Consider the following 16,842-nt stretch of genomic DNA (forward strand, 5'->3'; position numbering starts at 1 on the left):
TCGTGGGCATCTGCCAGCCGCCGAACCGCCCGGTAATCCAATCGAGCCCGGCCAGCAGCGACCGCATCACCTCCTCGTAGGATCCGGCCGCGAACAACGCCATCGCCATCACGTAATACACCATCAGCCGCGAGGGCAGCAGCCGGTTCCTCAACTGCCCGGCACCGGCACCGGCAATCACCCGGTCCACGACCGCCGGCGGAAAGACCCGCGTCAATACACCGAGCGAGACATGATCGCTCAACCGTTCAGGACTTTCGGGCTTCACCCAACCACTACGCGCCATGCCAAAAAGTTTAACAGATCACAGCCTAAGTAAACGGCATTGCCGTTAGCCCAGATTGGTTTGGCATAGTTCTAGGCAACAAGAGTGAAAGGACCACTGATGACTGAGAACAACGGCTCGCCATATAACGGACCCATCCCTCCCCGCCCGCAGAATCCACCCGCCCATCGATGTGATGAGCAGGCGGCCGACGAGCGGACGGCCGACCAAGGGACACCCAATGAACAGGGCCCTGACGCAGCCGGCCCGGACGGACCGGCCCGCGAGGGTGCGCAGGATGCCCACGGCCGCGAAAGTGATTACCTGGCGCCTTCAGTGACACATGGGCCCAATCCGTACCCCACAACCCAGCCGCACCCGGCGGTGCAGGCATCGGGCTCGTTCGGGCAACCCCAGTACGGCGGATTCGATTCCCATACCGCCCAGCCGGAACAGCCCGTCTATAAGCGACGGGACAAGAAGCGTGTTGGCGCTGGAACCTTCGTGGCCGGCGTTCTGGTTGCAGGCCTCCTGGGAGGCGGAATCGCGGCCGGGGTCGACAGCTTCCTGGATCAGGGGGATCAGCTACCCGCCTCCTCGAATGAGTCGCAGTCTGTGGTGGTCAATGACACCGAAAGCGTCAACGAGATCACCGGCGCGGCGGTCAAGGCATCTCCCAGCGTGGTAACCATCGCGGTCAGCGGCGGCGGATCGGGCGGCTCCGGTTCAGGCATCATCCTGGATGCGGAAGGACACATCCTGACCAACACTCACGTGGTGACGCTTGGAGGCCAGGAAGCTGATCCCACTATTGAGGTCCGGACAAATGACGGCCGGGTGTTCCAGGCCGAGGTGGTGGGAACAGACCCGCTTTCCGACCTCGCAGTGATCAAGGTGGATGCCCCCGACCTTCAGCCCGCCACGCTAGCGGATTCCAGCGAACTGAATGTCGGCGACGTTGCCATTGCAATCGGCGCGCCGCTCGGGCTTAGCGGAACCGTCACAGATGGCATCGTTTCAACCCTCAACCGGACTATCAGCGTGCAGTCGTCGGCCGTTCCGGAGGAACAGCCGGATGCACCGCAGGAGGCACCGGGCGATGGGTTCAACTTCCTGCCCCCGGAAGGTTCAGAGGCGCCGGACCCGCAGTCGCAGGGCTCCATTTATCTCAATGTGATCCAAACAGACGCTGCCATCAACCAGGGCAACTCGGGCGGCGCTCTCGTTGATTCAGAGGGAAGCGTCATCGGCGTAAACGTGGCAATCGCCTCGGCAGGAGCCGGCGGCGGCGCCGGAAACATTGGAGTCGGGTTCTCCATCCCAATCAACTACGCCCAACGCGTGGCCCAGGAAATTATCGAAACGGGAGAAGCCACGCACGGCTTCTTCGGTGTGACCGTCAAGCCTTCGGCGTCCGGAAACGTGGACGGGCAGACCACCTTCTCCGTTGGTGCTGAAGTGGACCAGGTGGAGCCTGATTCGCCTGCAGCGGCGGCCGGGTTCCAACCCGGGGACGTCATCACCAAAGTTGGAGACCTGCCGATCAACGACCCACAGGCACTGACCGCCGCGGTCCGTATGCAGGCCGAGGGATCCACGGTTGCAGTAGAGTACCTGCGAAACGGCGAACCGGCGACCGTAGACGTCACCGTTGGGCAGTCGCCCGCTTAGCCGCACTCGAATGTAACAGGACAGTGTCCCACCGGGGAGACTGTCCTGTTACGTGCTGAAGGGCGTTCCTTCCGGCTGTGTGGTTAGCTTATTTCCGGGCAGATATCCATATACAGGAAGGCAGCAATGGACCAGGCAACAGGAACCGGGCTGAGGATCGTTGTTTTGGTAAAGCACGTTCCCGATACTCAGTTTGACCGGCACCTCGGCGGGGAGCGCAGCACCACTGACCGGGCGGAGAGCATTCTCTCCGAGCTGGACGAGTATGCGCTGGAAGCCGCATTGCAACTGGTGGAGGCACACGGCGGCGAGGCGGCCGGCCACCGGATCACCGCTGTAACCATGGGACCGGCCGGAGCCGTCACCGCCGTCAAGAAGGCCCTTCAAATCGGCGCCCACGACGGCGTGCATCTCACGGATGAGGCGCTGTCCGGCTCCGATGCTGCTGGCACCTCCCTGGCGCTTGCCGCCGTAGTACGCCACCTCGGCGACGTGGATCTCATCCTGACAGGCATGGCCTCCACGGACGGCGAGACATCGCTTGTGCCCGCACAGCTCGCCGAGCGACTCGACCTGCCGCAGGTCACCTTTGCCGCGATGCTGGAGCTGACAAGTGACGATGACGGCGCCTGGCTCCTGAGCGCGCGGAGGGACAACGATACATATTCCGAAACGGTGGAGTCCGGCCTGCCCGCCCTCGTTTCGGTAACGGATCAGATCAACGAGCCGCGCTACCCAAACTTCAAGGGGATTATGGCCGCGAAGAAGAAGCCGATCACCACACTGTCCCTCGCGGAGATAGGTGTGGACCCGGGAACGGTCGGCCACAGCGGCGCCTGGACCGAGGTGCTGACCGCACAGCCACGCCCTGCACGCTCACCGGGCACCGTCATCACCGACGAAGGTGACGCAGGTATTCGTCTCGTTGAATTCCTGGCCAGCCGGAAACTTCTCTGAGACCGACCACTGTCTTGTTGGCGCACACAATTCATTCCTAAGGAGTCCACGGTATGGCAACCGTTCTTGTGTTCATTGATAATCCGGGCGAATCCCTTCATAAGGCTGACAGAGAGCTTCTGACACTCGCGGCAACACTCGGCGAGCCGGCGGTTGCGCTCAGCGGCGGGCTTTCGCCGTTGGTGACCCAGGAGTTGGGCGCCCACGGCGCCGTGACGGTGTACCAACCGGCAGATCTTGACGTCGAAGGCTATCTGGTCGCCTCCAAGGCCGCTTTCCTGGCTGCTGCAGCGGAAGAGTCCGGCGCGGAAGCCGTTCTGCTGGGGAACTCCTTCGAGGGCAAGGAAGTGGCAGCGCGTGCAGGCGTGCGGCTCGGTTCAGGCGTTATTACCGATGCTGTAGCAGTCGACGCCGGATACGTGGTGACCAAGTCCGTACTGGCGGGTTCCTATACCGTGACCGTGCGGGTCACCACTGGGCGTCCAATCATCACTGTGAAGCCCAACAGTATTGAGGCAGCGGAACCGGGGAATGCCGGTTCGCCGCCGGTGCTGCAGGTTCGCGTCGCCGCGCCGGGGAAAGCCGCTCGTATCACCGGCCGTTCCGGGAAAACGTCCTCGGGCCGGCCGGAGCTCGACGAGGCCCGCGTCATTGTTGCCGGCGGTCGTGGGGTAAACGGGGACTTTGGTCCCATTGAGGAGCTTGCCGATGTGCTGGGCGGCGCGGTGGGTGCCTCCCGTGCTGCGACCGACGCGGGATGGATCGAACACTCGGCGCAGGTTGGCCAGACCGGTAAAACGGTCTCACCGCAGCTGTATATTTCGGTCGGGATATCCGGTGCCATCCAACAGAAATCCGGCATGCAAACAGCCAAGGTGATTGTCGCTGTCAACCAGGACGCTGACTCCCCGGTGTTCGAGATAGCCGACTTTGGGGTTGTTGGCGACCTGTTCGCGGTGCTGCCGCAGGCCACCGCGGAGATCAGGAAGCGCAGGGGCTGATATGCCCGCATCCTTCAATCCTGAGCAACACACCATCCGTCAGGTGCTGTGTTTCGCCGCGCATCCCGATGACCTGGATTTCGGAGCGGCCGGAACGGTTGCCCGTTGGGCGTCCGAGGGTGTGCGGGTGGCCTATTGCATCATGACCGATGGCGATGCGGGCGGATTTTCAGACGGGCACCGGCCGGGCATGATTGAACGGCGGCGCGAGGAGCAGCGTGAGGCAGCCGGACTGGTAGGTGTGCAGGACATTCACTTTCTGGGCGAACGCGACGGCTATCTGGAACCGACCCACAGCGTGATCAGAAATGTTGTCGAGTTGATCAGGCGTGTTCGTCCCGACATTGTGGTGTCAATGCACCCGGAACGCAATTGGGACCGGATCCAGAAGAGCCATCCAGATCACCTCGCCTGCGGCGAAGCCGTCACCCGGGCCATTTACCCCGCGGTTGAAAACCCTTACGCCTATCCGGATCTTCACGAAGCAGGGGTCGCGATGTACAAGGTGCCGTGGCTGTGGCTGTATGGGGGTCCCTCACACCTCGAGAACTATTTTGTTGACATCAGCGGCTATGTGGAACACAAGCTTGGTGCTTTGCACGCACACGTGAGCCAACATCCGGATCTTGACCGGATGGACCGGACCGTCAGGACCATTCTTCAGGAGAACGGGCGCCGGGCAGGGCTTCCCGAGGGTGGCAGCGCCGAGGTTTTCCAAGTGGTCGGGGTCAATACCGAAGGCACAATCGCCGGTTTCTAGCGCCGACATGAGTATGGCCGTGCAGCCCTCCACGGGTCACACCCACTGAAATCGAGCGTTAAATTACAACAAGCGTTAATTTACCTAGACGTCAAACGGTATCTGCGCCAACAGGGGCATGGTGGGCGTTGCGGACCCGCCCTCCGGCTCGACCGTGATGGCCAGACCGCGGAAAGCGCTGATGCCGTCTACCGCCGTCACCGGTGTACCTGACACATCGTCACTGCTCATGGTGCCGATGGACTGCGGGGATGTTCCATCGGACGGCAGCCGCCACATCTGGTAGACCTTTCCCTGCGGAGGAGCAGGCACCCCCTTCAGGGTGACCACTGCGGCATCCTCGGCGGTGGAGAAGGCAAGATCCGCGGTTCCGCCTGCAGGAATGGAAATCTCTGTTCGCTGGACATCGCTCGCCTGAAGCACCTCCTGCTCCAAGGAGCCGGTCTGCAGGTTCTGCGCAACTGTAACTCCGCCCACGGCCACGACTATCGCCGCAGCTGCGGCCACCAGCCAACGGGCGACAGGTGAGGATTTGCGTGATCGTGACGACGAGCGCCGTGCAGCGATTTCGTCGACCGGCGCAGCGCTTTGGAACTTCTGCGTGGCCTCAGCGTCCGGCAGCTGGCGCATGATCCGGTCAAGCAATTCAGCGGGAGGTTCGGCCTCATCAACAGCATAAGCTCGGCTGATGGCCTCACGGGCCGCCCGCACCCGCTGGTCAAACTGGTCTCGGACCCCGGGATCAGTGCCTGAGATGTAGACCTCGAGTGTGGTGCGCTCCTCTTCGCTCACAGCATCCAGGGCGTACATCTCAGCCCAGTCCAGCACATGGCCGTTGGCCAGGTCCTGCTGTAGATCATCTGCAAACTTGTTACTCATGTTGTTGTCCTGCATCTCAGTTCACCCCCAAACACGTTTTGAGTCGAAGCAATCCGTCACGGATTCTGGATTTGATTGTTGGTACCGCAACGCCGAGTTTTTCGCCGACCTCACGGTAAGTCAGTCCGCCGTAGTAGGCGAGGTTTACGGACTCCTGCTGGGTGTCCGTCAGAGTTTCCAGGCACTTGACCACAGTCTCGGCCTCAAGCCTTTGGGTCACGGTGTCCACCACGTCATCGTGATCAATGACCTGCATTGCGGCGCCATAGCGGGCTTCACGTTCTGTGGAGCTTTGCTCCGAACGGACCTTGTCAACAGCCCGGCGGTGGGTCAACGTCATGAGCCAGGCCATAGGACTGCCCGCCTCAGGGTTGAACCTGTCGGCCATGTTCCAGACCTGCAGATATACTTCCTGGGTGGTGTCCTCGCTCAGTTCGGGATCAACCAGGACACGGCGCGCGAGCCCGTACACCCGCCGCGACGTCTGACCGTAAAATTCCGCGAAGGCGTTCCTGTCCTTCCGCGCAACCCTCAGCAACAGCTCTGTGAGAGTGGGCGCGGCGTTCCCCGAATCGTCGGCAAAATTGGCTGCGTCTGATTCCGCGGGTTTAATCCGGCTGACTCGTGGCGTATCCATATGTTTCAAGCATAAAGCGCTGGCTTGTCTATTCCGAACATTTACACTTCCTGCGCGAAGCAGAACTCCCGTTCCTCCTATTCCCCTGTTCACCAGTATCACACCGTTGTCTGTCGAAGTAGCTGCGACCTTCTAAACTCCGTACGGCTGGCTCCCAGGACCAGAGGGCCAGCAGGATTGCCGCAGCGGAATGCTGTCATCAGTTATTCGGAGTCCTGCGCCCAGGGGATGGGCGGGCGTGCGTAATTTGTTATCCGAGCGTTATTGTTCGAGTTCTGCCACGGCTATCAGCGAGTTCGCATTGAGCACAAATCCGTCCCCAAGAGAGTCAAGGAAGGTCATTCTCACGCGTTCCAAAGCGTCGGGTGTTGCCGGCAGCATCGCACGGTACCCGCTTCCCAGGACTAAGGACCAGGCGAGAGAGTGATCCAGCGGGACTTCCAGGGGCGCCCTGTCGACATGAGCTGCTGCAAACCCGTGACCCGTCAGCCAGGAGCGGAGTTTGGCCGCCGAACCGATTGCTTCCATATTGCGGATGGGTCCCGCGACTGTAGCCTTTTCCAACTCCGGACGTTCAAGAGTGCACGCTTCCTTGAGCAGTGCCGCGAAGGGCGCGTGTGCTCCTTCATCCCAGGTGCTCAGGGCCAGCCTTCCGCCCGGCCGCAGCAGACTGGCAAAATGCCGTGTTCCTGCCGCCATGTCCGGCAGGAAGAAGAGTCCGTAGCAGCAGAGAACGGCATCATATTGAGTTTCAGCGGTCCAGGAGGAGGCATCTGCCTCGACGAAGTTGACCGCTGCCAGATTCATGGCTTCCGCCTTTTTCGCTGCAAGGTCCAGGAGGCCGCGGGACAGATCGACGGCGTCCACCTTGCCTTCTGCGCCGGTCGACTGGGCAGCGGGAACCGTGCTCGATCCGCTGCCACAGCAGGCGTCCAGAACGTGCTCGCCAAGCGAAATGTCGGCCGCCGCCACCACAGCATTGCCCATTGGATTCCACAGCGCCGGAGCAAGCCGCTCGAAGTGTTCAGCGCCCTGGTCAAAGAGAACTCCGGCGTGGGGTGGTGTCATGGGTTGATCCTTTGGCATGGGCATGGACTACGCTCCGGCCCCGGCGAAGCCATGCTGCCGCCAGGCCTCGTAGAGCACAATCGAGGCCGAATTGGCGAGGTTGAGGGACCGGCGCGCGGGCAGCATGGGGAGCCGGACCCGGGCCGATACTGCGGGGTGGTGTTTGACGCTTTCAGCGAGGCCCACCGACTCCGGTCCGAAGAGCAGAACATCACCTGCCTCATAGTGAATATCGCTGTAGGAGATCTCACCATCGGAGGTAAAGGCGAAAACTCTCTTTGGCGAGAGGACAGCCAGCGCACTCTCAAGGTCTTTATGCACGCTAAGCACCGCCAGGTCATGGTAATCGAGGCCGGCACGGCGCAGTTTTGAGTCTTCGAGGTCGAAACCGAGCGGCTCCACCAGGTGCAGCTCCGCTCCAGTGACAGCAGCCAGTCTGATGGCGTTGCCGGTATTGCCCGGAATCTCGGGACTATGAAAGAGGATGCGGAACACCAGCCAATCCTAGCGTTCGGAAGCGTTTAACAGGCGCGCGAGCACCGGCACCTGCACGGAGCTCGGTTGCGGGCCTTCGCTGAGGAAGCGCTTGGTCTCACGCAGGAGTGTTCCCGGATTGGCTACATGCACGCTGGAGAGCCCTGAACGGTCCAGGGACGGCGGGTAGTCCACGATCGGCTCGAAGGGGTTCTCCCGACGGCCGTGCAACACCAGCCAGCCGCGGACATTGCATTCCGGGAAGAGGTCCTGCACCTGCCGCACTGTCTCATTAATGCGGATATTTCCCACGGTGCGGCCCCGGTGACGAAGATTTCGTCCATCCCAATGGAAGTTACCCGGAGGAGCAACCAGGGAATCAACAACCGCAATCCTGTAACCGGCCAGCAGCGCATGCCCTGCCTCCAGGTCGTTTCCAAAGACCAGCCCATTGACCAGCCTGAGTGCCGGAAAGCCGGGCAGGATGCTTTTCTCCAGCAGCTGCGCGGTGAGACGCTCGCCATCATATCGAGCAGCCGCGTTCGATCGGAGGCGGTCCAGGAAGCCGGGCCGGCGTGCCAGGCCGTGCAGCTGCTGACCTGCCAGCGTTAACGGGAGGGGCGCCGTCGTGCCCTGTTTGTAGGGCGGGACGTAGAGAGCAGGCCTGGTCTGCTGTTCGCCTCCGGGTGGGCGTGGAGGCGATGGCGTACCGGCAGCTTCGGGACGCGCGGTCCGCGATGGTTCCGAGTTTCCGAGGCTCCGGTCATAGCCGGCCCTGCGGCCAGCATCCGACAGCGTTTCGTAGGCGACGGCAACATCGTGGAAGAGCTCGGGATTTCCGCCATGGTCCGGGTGGGCAGTGCGGGCCGCCCGCCGGTAGGCATCCTTGATCTGCTTGGCTGTTGCATCCCGTCCGAGGCCGAGCACGGAGTAGTACGTTCGCTCCGGCTGGTTTACCATGGCGGCCTTTCGCTGGGTGGGTGAACGTAGAAGATCGGGCAGGCACGTCAGGGCAAGACTGTAGACGCAGACCGGACGCGCGGCAAAACCGCTCCGACTGTCCAACGATAGTGTGTGCGCATCAGTTCGGTGTCAGTGCTGCCCGGTAGCATCGGGGAATGGCTATCATCGGGGCGGACTGGTACGGCAGCGTGCTGGATGGCGAAGATCATTCGGGCTCAAAATTCATCGACTGCGACTTCACCGAGGTGCGCTCCGAAGGGGCTAATTTCAGCGGCTGCGTGTTCACCAACGTGAAATTCAATGTTTCCGTCCATCTGAACAGCGCCTTCGACAACTGCCGGTTTGAGTCTTGCAACTTCTTTGATGCCGGATTTGACGGTTGCCGGGTCACCGGTAGTATTTTCACCCGCTGCTCGCTGAAACCCGTGCGCATCAACGGCGGAAACTGGTCTTTCGTGTCAATGGTCAAGGCAGACCTCGCTGCCGGTGAGTTCACCGATGTGAATTTGACCGAGGCGGACTTCAGCGGATCGAACCTGTCCAAGGCGCAGCTGCGGAACTGTACCCTTTCAAACGTCGTCTGGGCGGGTGCGAGCCTCAAGGGGGCGGACCTGAGGGGAAGCGTCCTCGGCGAGCTGGAGATGGCAGAGTTCAATGTAAGGGGCGCAATCGTGGACGCGGGCCAGGCCATGGACATGGCCGTTGCCCTGGGAGTGGTGATCAGGTGAGGGTCGCCGTGGCGGTCAATCCTGTGGCGGGCTCGGGCTATGCGGCTGGGGCTGGCGCCACCGCCGCTTCCCAGCTCAGCGCCGCGGGTCATACCGTGGAGTGGATCGTTGGCGAATCGTGGGAAGTGCTGAGGCAACGGGTCGAAGCTGCCGTGCGCGGCGGCGCGGACGCGCTGGTGGTGGTGGGCGGTGACGGAATGGTGCATCTGGGGGCAAATGTCCTCGCTGAACGCCCGGTACCCCTGGGAATTGTTGCCGCGGGAACCGGCAATGATGTCGCCCGGACACTAGGGCTTCCCGTGCGTCGGCCTGCGGACGCTGCCCAAGTGATTCTGAAGGGGCTGCGGACCGGTGCACGGCCCATGGACCTGGGCAGGATATCCAGCGGATCCGGCAGTCCCGTGTGGTTTGCCGGAGCATGTTCAGCAGGGTTTGACGCGGTGGTGAATGCCAGGGCCAACGCCCGGTCCTGGCCGAAGGGGAGAAGCAGGTACACGCTCGCCGTGCTGCGCGAACTGGCGGTCTTCAAACCGTTGAATTACCGGCTGGCGGTGGACGGCCGCGCGGAGAACACCTCGGCAATGTTGGTTTGCGTAGCCAACGCCCAATCCATAGGTGGCGGAATGAGGATAGTGCCCACGGCCGAGTACGACGACGGCGCGCTGGATCTGTTTGTTGTCTCCCCCTTGAGCCGGTGGCGGTTGGTCATGCTGCTGCCCCTCGTGTTTTCTGGGAGGCACGTCGGTCACCCCGCGGTGCGCTTGGAACGGGCGCAATCGGTGTCCATCGACGTTCCCGGCATCACGCTCTTCGCAGACGGTGAGCCTGTTGGTGTTGGTCCGGTGGGCATTGACGTGGTGCCGGGCGCACTTCACGTCCTGGCCTAGGTCCGAAGGGTGGTCATGGGGAGTGGTGCCCATTGCGGTGACAGGCCCGGCAATTAGAGTTGACCAAGGGCCGTGTGATTGGCCGGCGGTGTTGTCAACAACGAGGGAAGTTCACGGTGAAATTGGGAGGGCACGGCAGGCCGCTGCGTGGGATAATCCTGCTGGGCATTGTGCTGGCCGTGTCCGCCTGCAGCATCCAGATCCCGATCTCCCCAGGCGAATCGACGCCGGGCACGGCTGGCCCCGGGGGCCGCACGGCTGCGCCGGAGGAATCCGCCCCTGCAGACTCTTCATCCGCCACACTGCCACCGCTGACCCGCGCACAAATTACCGGCGAGGACATGACGTTTGCCCGCGGCACCTACATCGAGCCGGGCCAGATGGTCGCATTCTCGGACGGTATCCTGCGGATGCCCGGCTGGACCCAGACCAAGCTGATGGTCAATGGCGAATCGGTTTACACGAGCGACAGGAACTGCACCGCATCACTGCGGTATACCCAGGTTCAGGACCCTCTGGTGGTCGACGGGGATGACAAGGCTTCCACTGAGGCGTTATTCCGCTTCCTTGATCCGAGTATCCTGCCGGAGTACCTGATGACCACCAGTTGGCTGTGGGGCGAATCGCCGGGGGATGCAACCGCATCGATTGAATTCCTGACCTATATGCAGGAGGCAACCGGTGAAACGCCGGCCAGTGCGCTGTCGCTACGCCTCTTCCATGCCACCAGGACGGGCATCGCGTTCACTGTGACCTGTGAGTCCAATGATGAACTGGCGCCGGCAGTGGCGGACGTCCGAAGCCGTATTTCGGTGGTTCCGCCCGGCTAGGCTACGGCCGCAGCCACCGGCCGTAGAGTGCCGAGTCCGATTCCAGGAGCGATGCAAGCCTCATCCTCCGCAGGTCGCCCGCAGGAGTATCCGCACCAACCCCGCGGCCGCGTCCACCGCTCAGCAGCGGACTGAGCGACAGACACAGTTCATCCACGGCGTCGTCCCGCACAAAGCCGGCAAAGAGCGTGGGTCCACCTTCACAAAGAATTCCATTCAGACCGCGTCCGCCAAGCCACGCCGCGCAGGCGGGCCCGTCCACGGTTTCCTCTCCGAGGACGACGACGTCGGCCACATCCGAGAAAGCCTCCCGCCTGCGCGCACTGGCTCTTTCACTGGTAAACACGATGGGCCGGACCGGTGACCGCGTAAAGAGTCCCGAGCACGGGTCCAGGTCCAGCGAGCCGGAGACGATGGCTAGCGCAGGATGCCCGGGGTAGCCGTTGGCGATGCGCCAGTCACGGCCGGCGTCGTCGAGCAGTGGTCCTTCGTATCCTTCCGCCCGGATGGTGCCGGCCCCTACCAGGATGACATCCGCCTGTCTGCGGGTCAGGGCGAAGATCCTGCGGTCGCCATCGTTGCCCAGTGGGCCTGATACGCCATCGTGTGTCGCCGCGCCGTCCAGGGTGGACACAAAATTGAACCGTACCCACACGCCCGGCCCGGAGCGGCCGTACAAGCCCAGGATCTGGTCATCGCTGAGATCCTGGGCGGGGGAGGGAAGCAGCTGGTTGATCATGGCGAGTTGAACTCGCCCATGTTGTGCCGCAGGTACGCCGGCTCACGCCAGCCGAGGGCGGCCTCCACCACGTTGATCGCCGAACGGGCCGCGGCGACGTTGTGCATCCTGATGATCCGGGCGCCGCCGAGAATGCACATCACCGCAGCCGCCAACGACCCTTCGACCCGCTGTTGCTTTGGCAGGTCAAGAATCTCCCCGATGAAGTCCTTATTGGACACCGCTGCGAGGGTGGGATGGCCCAACCCGCTGATCTCCGAAAAGCGGCGCGTGATCTCCAGGGAGTGAAGTGTGTTCTTGTTGAGGTCATGGCCTGGATCAATGATGATCCGATCCTCGGGGATGCCTAGGCTGACGGCTCTCTCAACCTGCCGGAGCAGGAAGTCCACCACCTCGGCGACCACGTCATCGTAGTGGGGACGTGGAACCGCCGTTCGGGGCTGTGCGAGGCTGTGGGTGATCACCACGTGTGCGTCGGATGCAGCGACGACGGCGGCCAGATCGCGGTTCCGCAGGCCCGTGGTGTCATTGATGACGTTTGCCCCTGCGGCGATTGCCTGTTCCGCAACCTCGGGGAGAAACGTGTCAGCGGAAATAACGACGTCGGATGCCGCTCTCACCTGCTGGATGACCGGGAGGACACGGTCAGTCTCTTCTGCGGCGGCGATGGCCGGTCCCGGCGCAAACGGTGCGCCTCCGATGTCTACCCAGTCGGCGCCGTCGTGCACGGCACTGAGCGCGGCATCGACCGCCGCCTGCAGGGCGAAGGTGCGTCCGCCGTCGTAAAAGGAATCGGGGGTTCGGTTGACGATTGCCATCAGGGCCACGTGACGGTTGAAGTCGACGGTGCGGCTGCCGAAGGAACGCACGGGATACTTCAGAGCAGGCATGAAGCTGCCGGGAGTGAGCGGGGGAGCCATTGCGTGATCATCCACAGCTCATTCATATCAGCCTCACCTGTGACGCTCCCGCACTGTGTGTTGGTATGAGCGGGTTTTCCACGTTTATTCGAACACTTCCTGCGGGAGCGTGCCGGGGTGGGTCCGCGTGAGGGTTCGGCTTAATCCGTCACCGCCGGTAGAATTGTGAGGTGCCCGTGTATCTTGACCACGCGGCGACCACGCCCATATCGGCGCCCGCGCTCGCCGCACTCACCACAGAACTCAGCCGCAGCGGCAACCCGTCTTCGCTGCACGGCTCGGGCCGCCGCGCCCGGAGAACGGTGGAGGATGCCCGCGAGGCCATTGCAGCAGCAGCAGGTGCGCATCCGTCCGAAGTGATCTTCACCTCCGGGGGCACCGAGGCAGACAACCTGGCCATCAAGGGCCTCTACTGGGCACGCCGGGCCGCCGATCCCCGCCGAACCAGGATTATTTGCTCCGCCATCGAACACCCGGCAGTGCAGGACACGGTCGAGTGGCTCCAGAAGCATGAGGGCGCCTCAGTCATCTGGCTCCCTGTTGACGCGGAGGGTGTGGTTGCGCTGGGCGCGCTGCAGGCCGAGCTCGACGCTGGCGCTGCGGAGATAGCCCTCATCACGGTCATGTGGGCTAATAGCGAGGTCGGCTCAGTCCAGCCTGTCCACGAGATCACGGCGCTCGCCGCCGCCCATGAAATCCCCGTCCATACCGACGCTGTCCAGGCGTTCGGTTCGCTGCCGGTCTCCTTCAAGGATTCAGGACTGGCCACAATGGCAATCAGCGGTCACAAGATCGGCGGGCCGGTGGGAGTTGGCGCGCTGCTGGTGGGCCGAGCAGTCCAACTGACACCCGTCCAGCATGGCGGCGGCCAAGAGCGGGACATCCGTTCCGGAACGTTGGACACTGCGGGCATTGCCGCGTTCGCAGCCGCAGCGGACGACGTCGTCACTCACCTTTCCGGGGAGTCCGCGCGCATCGCCGCACTGAGGGACACGCTGGTGGCCGGCGTCGAACGTGTTGTGCCTGGTGCGGTACTCCGCGGGCCTCGCGGGAACCGCCTACCCGGTAACGCCCACTTCACCTTCCCCGGCTGTGAAGGTGATTCGCTGTTGTTCCTGCTGGACCTGGCCGGAATCGAATCATCAACCGGCTCAGCGTGTACGGCGGGAGTTCCGCGGCCATCGCACGTCCTGTTAGCCATGGGACTGACGGAAGCCGAAGCCCGGGGCGCGCAGCGGTTCAGCCTTGGGCATACATCGGACGCCCAGGACGTTGACGCCTTGGTGGCCGCGCTGCCGGAGGCGTACCGGCGGGCCAGACAGGCTGGCATGGCCGGCCACGTATCAAGCATCCAAACAGCAGGGACACAGGTAGGAGCTTCATGAAGGTTCTCGCAGCAATGAGTGGCGGAGTGGACTCCGCAGTCGCCGCAGCGCGCGCGGTGGAGGCGGGGCACGACGTCGTCGGCGTCCACCTTGCCCTTTCCCGTATGCCCGGGACGCTCCGCACCGGCAGCCGTGGGTGCTGCACCATCGAGGATTCCCGCGATGCCTGGCGCGCCTGCGACATCCTGGGCATCCCCTACTACGTCTGGGACTTCTCCGAGCGGTTCAAGGAAGACGTGGTGGACGATTTCATCGCCGAATACGCCGCCGGGCGGACGCCGAATCCGTGCATGCGCTGCAACGAGCGCATCAAGTTCGCTGCACTGCTCGAGAAGGCGCTGGCGCTGGGGTTCGACGCCGTCTGCACCGGGCACTACGCCAAGGTCATCGAGGACAAAGACGGTAATCGTGAACTGCACCGTGCCGCTGACTGGGCCAAGGACCAGTCCTACGTGCTCGGCGTTCTCACCCACGAGCAGCTGAAGCACTCTATGTTTCCCCTCGCGGAGACACCGTCCAAGGCCGAAGTCCGCGCCGAGGCTGAACGGCGGGGGCTCTCCGTCGCCAACAAGCCGGACAGCCACGACATCTGCTTCATTCCGGACGGGGATACCCGCGGCTGGCTCGAAGAGCGCATCGACATGACCGAGGGTGACATCGTGGATGTGAACGGCGAGCGGATCGGCTCTCATCCGGGCGCCAATGCCTTCACCGTGGGCCAGCGCAAGGGGCTGAAACTGGGCACTCCCGCCGATGACGGGAAGCCACGGTTTGTGCTGGAAATCCGGCCCAAGGAAAACAAAGTGGTGGTGGGTCCCGAGCGGATGCTCGCCGTCGACCAACTGCGGGGCATCAAGGTGTCCTGGGCGGGACTGCCCATTGGCGCGGTCGAACGCGGCGGGGAATTCGACTGCATGGCGCAGGTGCGCGCCCACGGTGACCCGGTGGACGCGAGGGCGTGGATTGAGCACGACGACGGGCGCCAGATTCTGATGGTTCGCTTGGTTGAGTCGATGAGGGGAGTTGCACCCGGCCAAACGGTGGTGGTGTACCAGGGCACACGTGTCCTCGGGCAGGCAACACTGGATTCGGCGCGGTCGCTGCAGCGTCCCGATCTTGCCGCCGCAGCGTTGTCCCCGGACGGCCGCTGATCCGCTTTGTTGCGGCAGCTGATTACTCAAGCCGATGGCCGTCTGCTTAACTGGATTCATGACTGAAAAATCCCCTGGCTACAACCCGGCTGCGAGTTCCCTGGCGGGTGAAGTGGATCCGGCGGTCATGGAGGAATTGTTGTCGGTGCGGGGAAGCATTGACAACATTGACGCCACCCTGGTTTACCTGCTGGCGGAGCGGTTCAAGGCCACCCAAAGGGTGGGCCACCTCAAGGCCGAACACAAACTGCCCGCCGGTGACCCTGACCGCGAAGCTGCTCAGATCGAACGTCTCAGGGCGCTCGCCGTGGAGGCGCACCTTGATCCGGCCTTCGCAGAAAAGTTCCTGAACTTCATCATTTCCGAAGTCATCCGCCACCATCAGGACATCTCAGACAACCGCAATTCCCGACGTGGATAACGGCGGCGCGGTCACCGTCACATCGCTGGGGGACTGGCCCGGAACGGACCCGCTGGAAGCCTGCCGGATGGTTCGGGGCGAGCTTGGCGCACCCCATCTACCCTTCCTCGCGGAGCTTCCCGGGCGTGGTCCGGGCAGCGACGCAGTGGGACGGACCGCCTCGCTGCTGGAGGGACTGCCGGTGGATCTGCAGCCACACGGGTGGCGGTTGGTGGACCGGCAGGGACAGGATCTGCGGCGAGCGGTCTCTGCGCTGTCAACCGATATCAATGTTCTGGGCGATGTGGCCGGGGCGGAAGAGTTACGGTCACCAGCCATTAAGGTGCACCTACGGGGGCCGCTGTCCATGGCGGCGAACCTTTACCTGCACAGCGGGGAACGGGCACTTGCCGACCACGGTGCGCGCCGGGACATCCGGGACTCGCTGGCAGGCGGCGCCGCTTCTCTGGTCAGACGGGTTCAGGCAGCGGTACCCGGGGCCGCGGTTCATGTGCAGATTGACGAGCCTGAAATTGCTGAGGTACTGGGCGGTGGCATACCCACAGCCAGCGGCTACCGCACCCTGCGGTCCGTGCCGGAACAGGAAGCTGCGGACAGCTGGGATCTGGTAACTGACGCAGTCCGAGGAGCAAGGGGAGCCGACGTCGTCCTCTCCTTCGGGCAGGATGCGCCGCTGAAATTGGTCGGCCGAACGGGGGTTGACGGCATTGCGCTGCCCTTGGCAGGGCTGTCAACCAGCGACTGGGAAGTCCTGGCGGGCCTCATCGAGGCAGGGTGCGGTCTGTGGGCGGGCATCCTGCCAGCGGTCCCGGAGATGCCCCAAGTATCCGGGCTCGTTGATGCAGTGGTTCGCCCGTGGCGCGGGATCGGTCTGTCGTTGAAGGATGCCGCCGCCATCCGGATCACCCCCGCAGGGAGTCTTGCCGGACTCACGCCTGAGAAAGCGAGGCTGGTACTCGGCCGGTTGGACCGAGCGGCGGACGCGCTCAACCAGGTGATTGCGGACGCATAAACCCTGCGGGCGCCTCCTTGCTGAGCAGCAGCCTCAGGTGCGCGGCTCCCAGCGCCGCGGCTCTCAGGTGCGCGGCTCCCAGCGCCGCGGCTCT

General features: G+C 63.3%; 19 protein-coding genes. 11 read left to right on the forward strand and 8 right to left on the reverse strand.

What is annotated here, in order from left to right:
- The coding region (locus Y708_RS23590; RefSeq protein ID WP_173401507.1) for a transposase domain-containing protein at nt 1–286 on the reverse strand (286 nt) is incomplete at its 3' end.
- A gap of 99 nt (nt 287–385) precedes the next feature.
- Here Y708_RS23590 and Y708_RS0107330 point away from each other — a divergent pair.
- The 4 genes from Y708_RS0107330 (at nt 386) to Y708_RS0107345 (ending at nt 4,654) form a co-directional block, all read left to right on the forward strand.
- The gene (locus Y708_RS0107330; RefSeq protein ID WP_028279420.1) at nt 386–1,936 is read left to right on the forward strand and encodes a S1C family serine protease; all 1,551 of its coding nucleotides are present in this window, start codon (nt 386–388) and stop codon (nt 1,934–1,936) included.
- 126 nt (nt 1,937–2,062) lie between these two features.
- A complete protein-coding gene (locus Y708_RS0107335; RefSeq protein ID WP_028279421.1) occupies nt 2,063–2,893 on the forward strand; it encodes an electron transfer flavoprotein subunit beta/FixA family protein in 831 nt (276 codons plus the stop codon).
- 53 nt (nt 2,894–2,946) lie between these two features.
- On the forward strand, nt 2,947–3,894 hold the full coding sequence (locus Y708_RS0107340; RefSeq protein ID WP_028279422.1) for an electron transfer flavoprotein subunit alpha/FixB family protein: 948 nt from the start codon (nt 2,947–2,949) through the stop codon (nt 3,892–3,894).
- A gap of 1 nt (nt 3,895) precedes the next feature.
- The gene (locus Y708_RS0107345; RefSeq protein ID WP_028279423.1) at nt 3,896–4,654 is read left to right on the forward strand and encodes a PIG-L deacetylase family protein; all 759 of its coding nucleotides are present in this window, start codon (nt 3,896–3,898) and stop codon (nt 4,652–4,654) included.
- Nucleotides 4,655–4,738: 84 nt separating this feature from the next.
- On the opposite strand, the gene Y708_RS0107350 is transcribed toward Y708_RS0107345, so the two are convergent.
- From Y708_RS0107350 to Y708_RS0107370, 5 genes are all read right to left on the reverse strand, one after another.
- A complete protein-coding gene (locus Y708_RS0107350; protein ID WP_162150452.1) occupies nt 4,739–5,533 on the reverse strand; it encodes an anti-sigma factor in 795 nt (264 codons plus the stop codon).
- Nucleotides 5,534–5,549: 16 nt separating this feature from the next.
- Nucleotides 5,550–6,170, reverse strand: a complete 621-nt coding sequence (sigK, locus tag Y708_RS0107355; protein WP_028279425.1) for an ECF RNA polymerase sigma factor SigK — start codon at nt 6,168–6,170, stop codon at nt 5,550–5,552.
- A gap of 261 nt (nt 6,171–6,431) precedes the next feature.
- On the reverse strand, nt 6,432–7,238 hold the full coding sequence (locus tag Y708_RS0107360) for a class I SAM-dependent methyltransferase (RefSeq protein WP_028279426.1): 807 nt from the start codon (nt 7,236–7,238) through the stop codon (nt 6,432–6,434).
- A gap of 27 nt (nt 7,239–7,265) precedes the next feature.
- Nucleotides 7,266–7,733: a tRNA (cytidine(34)-2'-O)-methyltransferase gene (locus Y708_RS0107365; RefSeq protein ID WP_028279427.1), complete on the reverse strand. Its 468-nt coding sequence runs from the start codon at nt 7,731–7,733 to the stop codon at nt 7,266–7,268.
- Between the two features lie 9 nt (nt 7,734–7,742).
- On the reverse strand, nt 7,743–8,672 hold the full coding sequence (locus Y708_RS0107370; protein ID WP_028279428.1) for a J domain-containing protein: 930 nt from the start codon (nt 8,670–8,672) through the stop codon (nt 7,743–7,745).
- Between the two features lie 158 nt (nt 8,673–8,830).
- On the opposite strand from Y708_RS0107370, the gene Y708_RS0107375 reads away from it, so the two are divergent.
- From Y708_RS0107375 to Y708_RS27445, 3 genes are all read left to right on the forward strand, one after another.
- Nucleotides 8,831–9,403 (forward strand): pentapeptide repeat-containing protein, encoded by a 573-nt coding sequence (locus tag Y708_RS0107375; RefSeq protein WP_028279429.1) that lies wholly within the window; start codon nt 8,831–8,833, stop codon nt 9,401–9,403.
- An 8-nt stretch (nt 9,404–9,411) separates the two neighbouring features.
- Nucleotides 9,412–10,290, forward strand: coding sequence for a diacylglycerol kinase family protein (locus Y708_RS0107380; protein WP_253905732.1), 879 nt, complete (start codon nt 9,412–9,414; stop codon nt 10,288–10,290).
- Nucleotides 10,291–10,406: 116 nt separating this feature from the next.
- Nucleotides 10,407–11,120 (forward strand): hypothetical protein, encoded by a 714-nt coding sequence (locus Y708_RS27445; RefSeq protein ID WP_051478792.1) that lies wholly within the window; start codon nt 10,407–10,409, stop codon nt 11,118–11,120.
- 1 nt (nt 11,121) lies between these two features.
- Here Y708_RS27445 and Y708_RS0107390 read toward each other — a convergent pair whose 3' ends face one another.
- Together Y708_RS0107390 and folP are read right to left on the reverse strand one after the other, a co-directional pair.
- A complete protein-coding gene (locus tag Y708_RS0107390) occupies nt 11,122–11,859 on the reverse strand; it encodes a dihydrofolate reductase family protein (RefSeq protein ID WP_035775642.1) in 738 nt (245 codons plus the stop codon).
- Nucleotides 11,856–12,779 carry a dihydropteroate synthase gene (gene folP / locus Y708_RS0107395; protein ID WP_028279432.1) on the reverse strand — a complete coding sequence of 308 codons (924 nt, stop codon included), beginning with the start codon at nt 12,777–12,779 and terminating at the stop codon, nt 11,856–11,858. Before folP ends, Y708_RS0107390 begins: the two co-directional genes overlap by 4 nt.
- Nucleotides 12,780–12,949: 170 nt before the next feature.
- On the opposite strand from folP, the gene Y708_RS0107400 reads away from it, so the two are divergent.
- From Y708_RS0107400 to Y708_RS0107415, 4 genes are read left to right on the forward strand one after another with little or no spacing between them, the layout of a single operon-like run.
- Nucleotides 12,950–14,164 (forward strand): cysteine desulfurase family protein, encoded by a 1,215-nt coding sequence (locus Y708_RS0107400; RefSeq protein ID WP_028279433.1) that lies wholly within the window; start codon nt 12,950–12,952, stop codon nt 14,162–14,164.
- Nucleotides 14,161–15,315 (forward strand): tRNA 2-thiouridine(34) synthase MnmA, encoded by a 1,155-nt coding sequence (gene mnmA, locus Y708_RS23600; protein WP_035775643.1) that lies wholly within the window; start codon nt 14,161–14,163, stop codon nt 15,313–15,315. The genes Y708_RS0107400 and mnmA overlap by 4 nt, the downstream gene beginning before the upstream one ends.
- 58 nt (nt 15,316–15,373) lie before the next feature.
- Nucleotides 15,374–15,736 carry a chorismate mutase gene (locus Y708_RS0107410; protein ID WP_028279434.1) on the forward strand — a complete coding sequence of 121 codons (363 nt, stop codon included), beginning with the start codon at nt 15,374–15,376 and terminating at the stop codon, nt 15,734–15,736.
- On the forward strand, nt 15,729–16,748 hold the full coding sequence (locus Y708_RS0107415) for a uroporphyrinogen decarboxylase/cobalamine-independent methonine synthase family protein (protein WP_343212960.1): 1,020 nt from the start codon (nt 15,729–15,731) through the stop codon (nt 16,746–16,748). Before Y708_RS0107410 ends, Y708_RS0107415 begins: the two co-directional genes overlap by 8 nt.
- The last annotated feature ends 94 nt before the right edge of the window (nt 16,749–16,842 follow it).

The sequence above is a fragment of the Arthrobacter sp. H5 genome, from assembly GCF_000520595.1.
GTDB lineage: Bacteria > Actinomycetota > Actinomycetes > Actinomycetales > Micrococcaceae > Arthrobacter_D.

What these genes read in the sequence shown, in the direction of transcription:
- Y708_RS0107345 (WP_028279423.1), top strand. Translation starts at nt 3,896, where the DNA reads ATGCCCGCATCCTTCAATCCTGAGCAACACACCATCCGTCAGGTGCTG.
- folP (WP_028279432.1), bottom strand. Translation starts at nt 12,779, where the DNA reads ATGGCTCCCCCGCTCACTCCCGGCAGCTTCATGCCTGCTCTGAAGTAT.
- Y708_RS0107390 (WP_035775642.1), bottom strand. Translation starts at nt 11,859, where the DNA reads ATGATCAACCAGCTGCTTCCCTCCCCCGCCCAGGATCTCAGCGATGAC.
- Y708_RS0107340 (WP_028279422.1), top strand. Translation starts at nt 2,947, where the DNA reads ATGGCAACCGTTCTTGTGTTCATTGATAATCCGGGCGAATCCCTTCAT.
- Y708_RS0107335 (WP_028279421.1), top strand. Translation starts at nt 2,063, where the DNA reads ATGGACCAGGCAACAGGAACCGGGCTGAGGATCGTTGTTTTGGTAAAG.
- Y708_RS0107350 (WP_162150452.1), bottom strand. Translation starts at nt 5,533, where the DNA reads ATGAGTAACAAGTTTGCAGATGATCTACAGCAGGACCTGGCCAACGGC.
- sigK (WP_028279425.1), bottom strand. Translation starts at nt 6,170, where the DNA reads ATGGATACGCCACGAGTCAGCCGGATTAAACCCGCGGAATCAGACGCA.
- mnmA (WP_035775643.1), top strand. Translation starts at nt 14,161, where the DNA reads ATGAAGGTTCTCGCAGCAATGAGTGGCGGAGTGGACTCCGCAGTCGCC.
- Y708_RS0107370 (WP_028279428.1), bottom strand. Translation starts at nt 8,672, where the DNA reads ATGGTAAACCAGCCGGAGCGAACGTACTACTCCGTGCTCGGCCTCGGA.
- Y708_RS0107360 (WP_028279426.1), bottom strand. Translation starts at nt 7,238, where the DNA reads ATGACACCACCCCACGCCGGAGTTCTCTTTGACCAGGGCGCTGAACAC.
- Y708_RS0107410 (WP_028279434.1), top strand. Translation starts at nt 15,374, where the DNA reads ATGACTGAAAAATCCCCTGGCTACAACCCGGCTGCGAGTTCCCTGGCG.
- Y708_RS0107375 (WP_028279429.1), top strand. Translation starts at nt 8,831, where the DNA reads ATGGCTATCATCGGGGCGGACTGGTACGGCAGCGTGCTGGATGGCGAA.
- Y708_RS0107330 (WP_028279420.1), top strand. Translation starts at nt 386, where the DNA reads ATGACTGAGAACAACGGCTCGCCATATAACGGACCCATCCCTCCCCGC.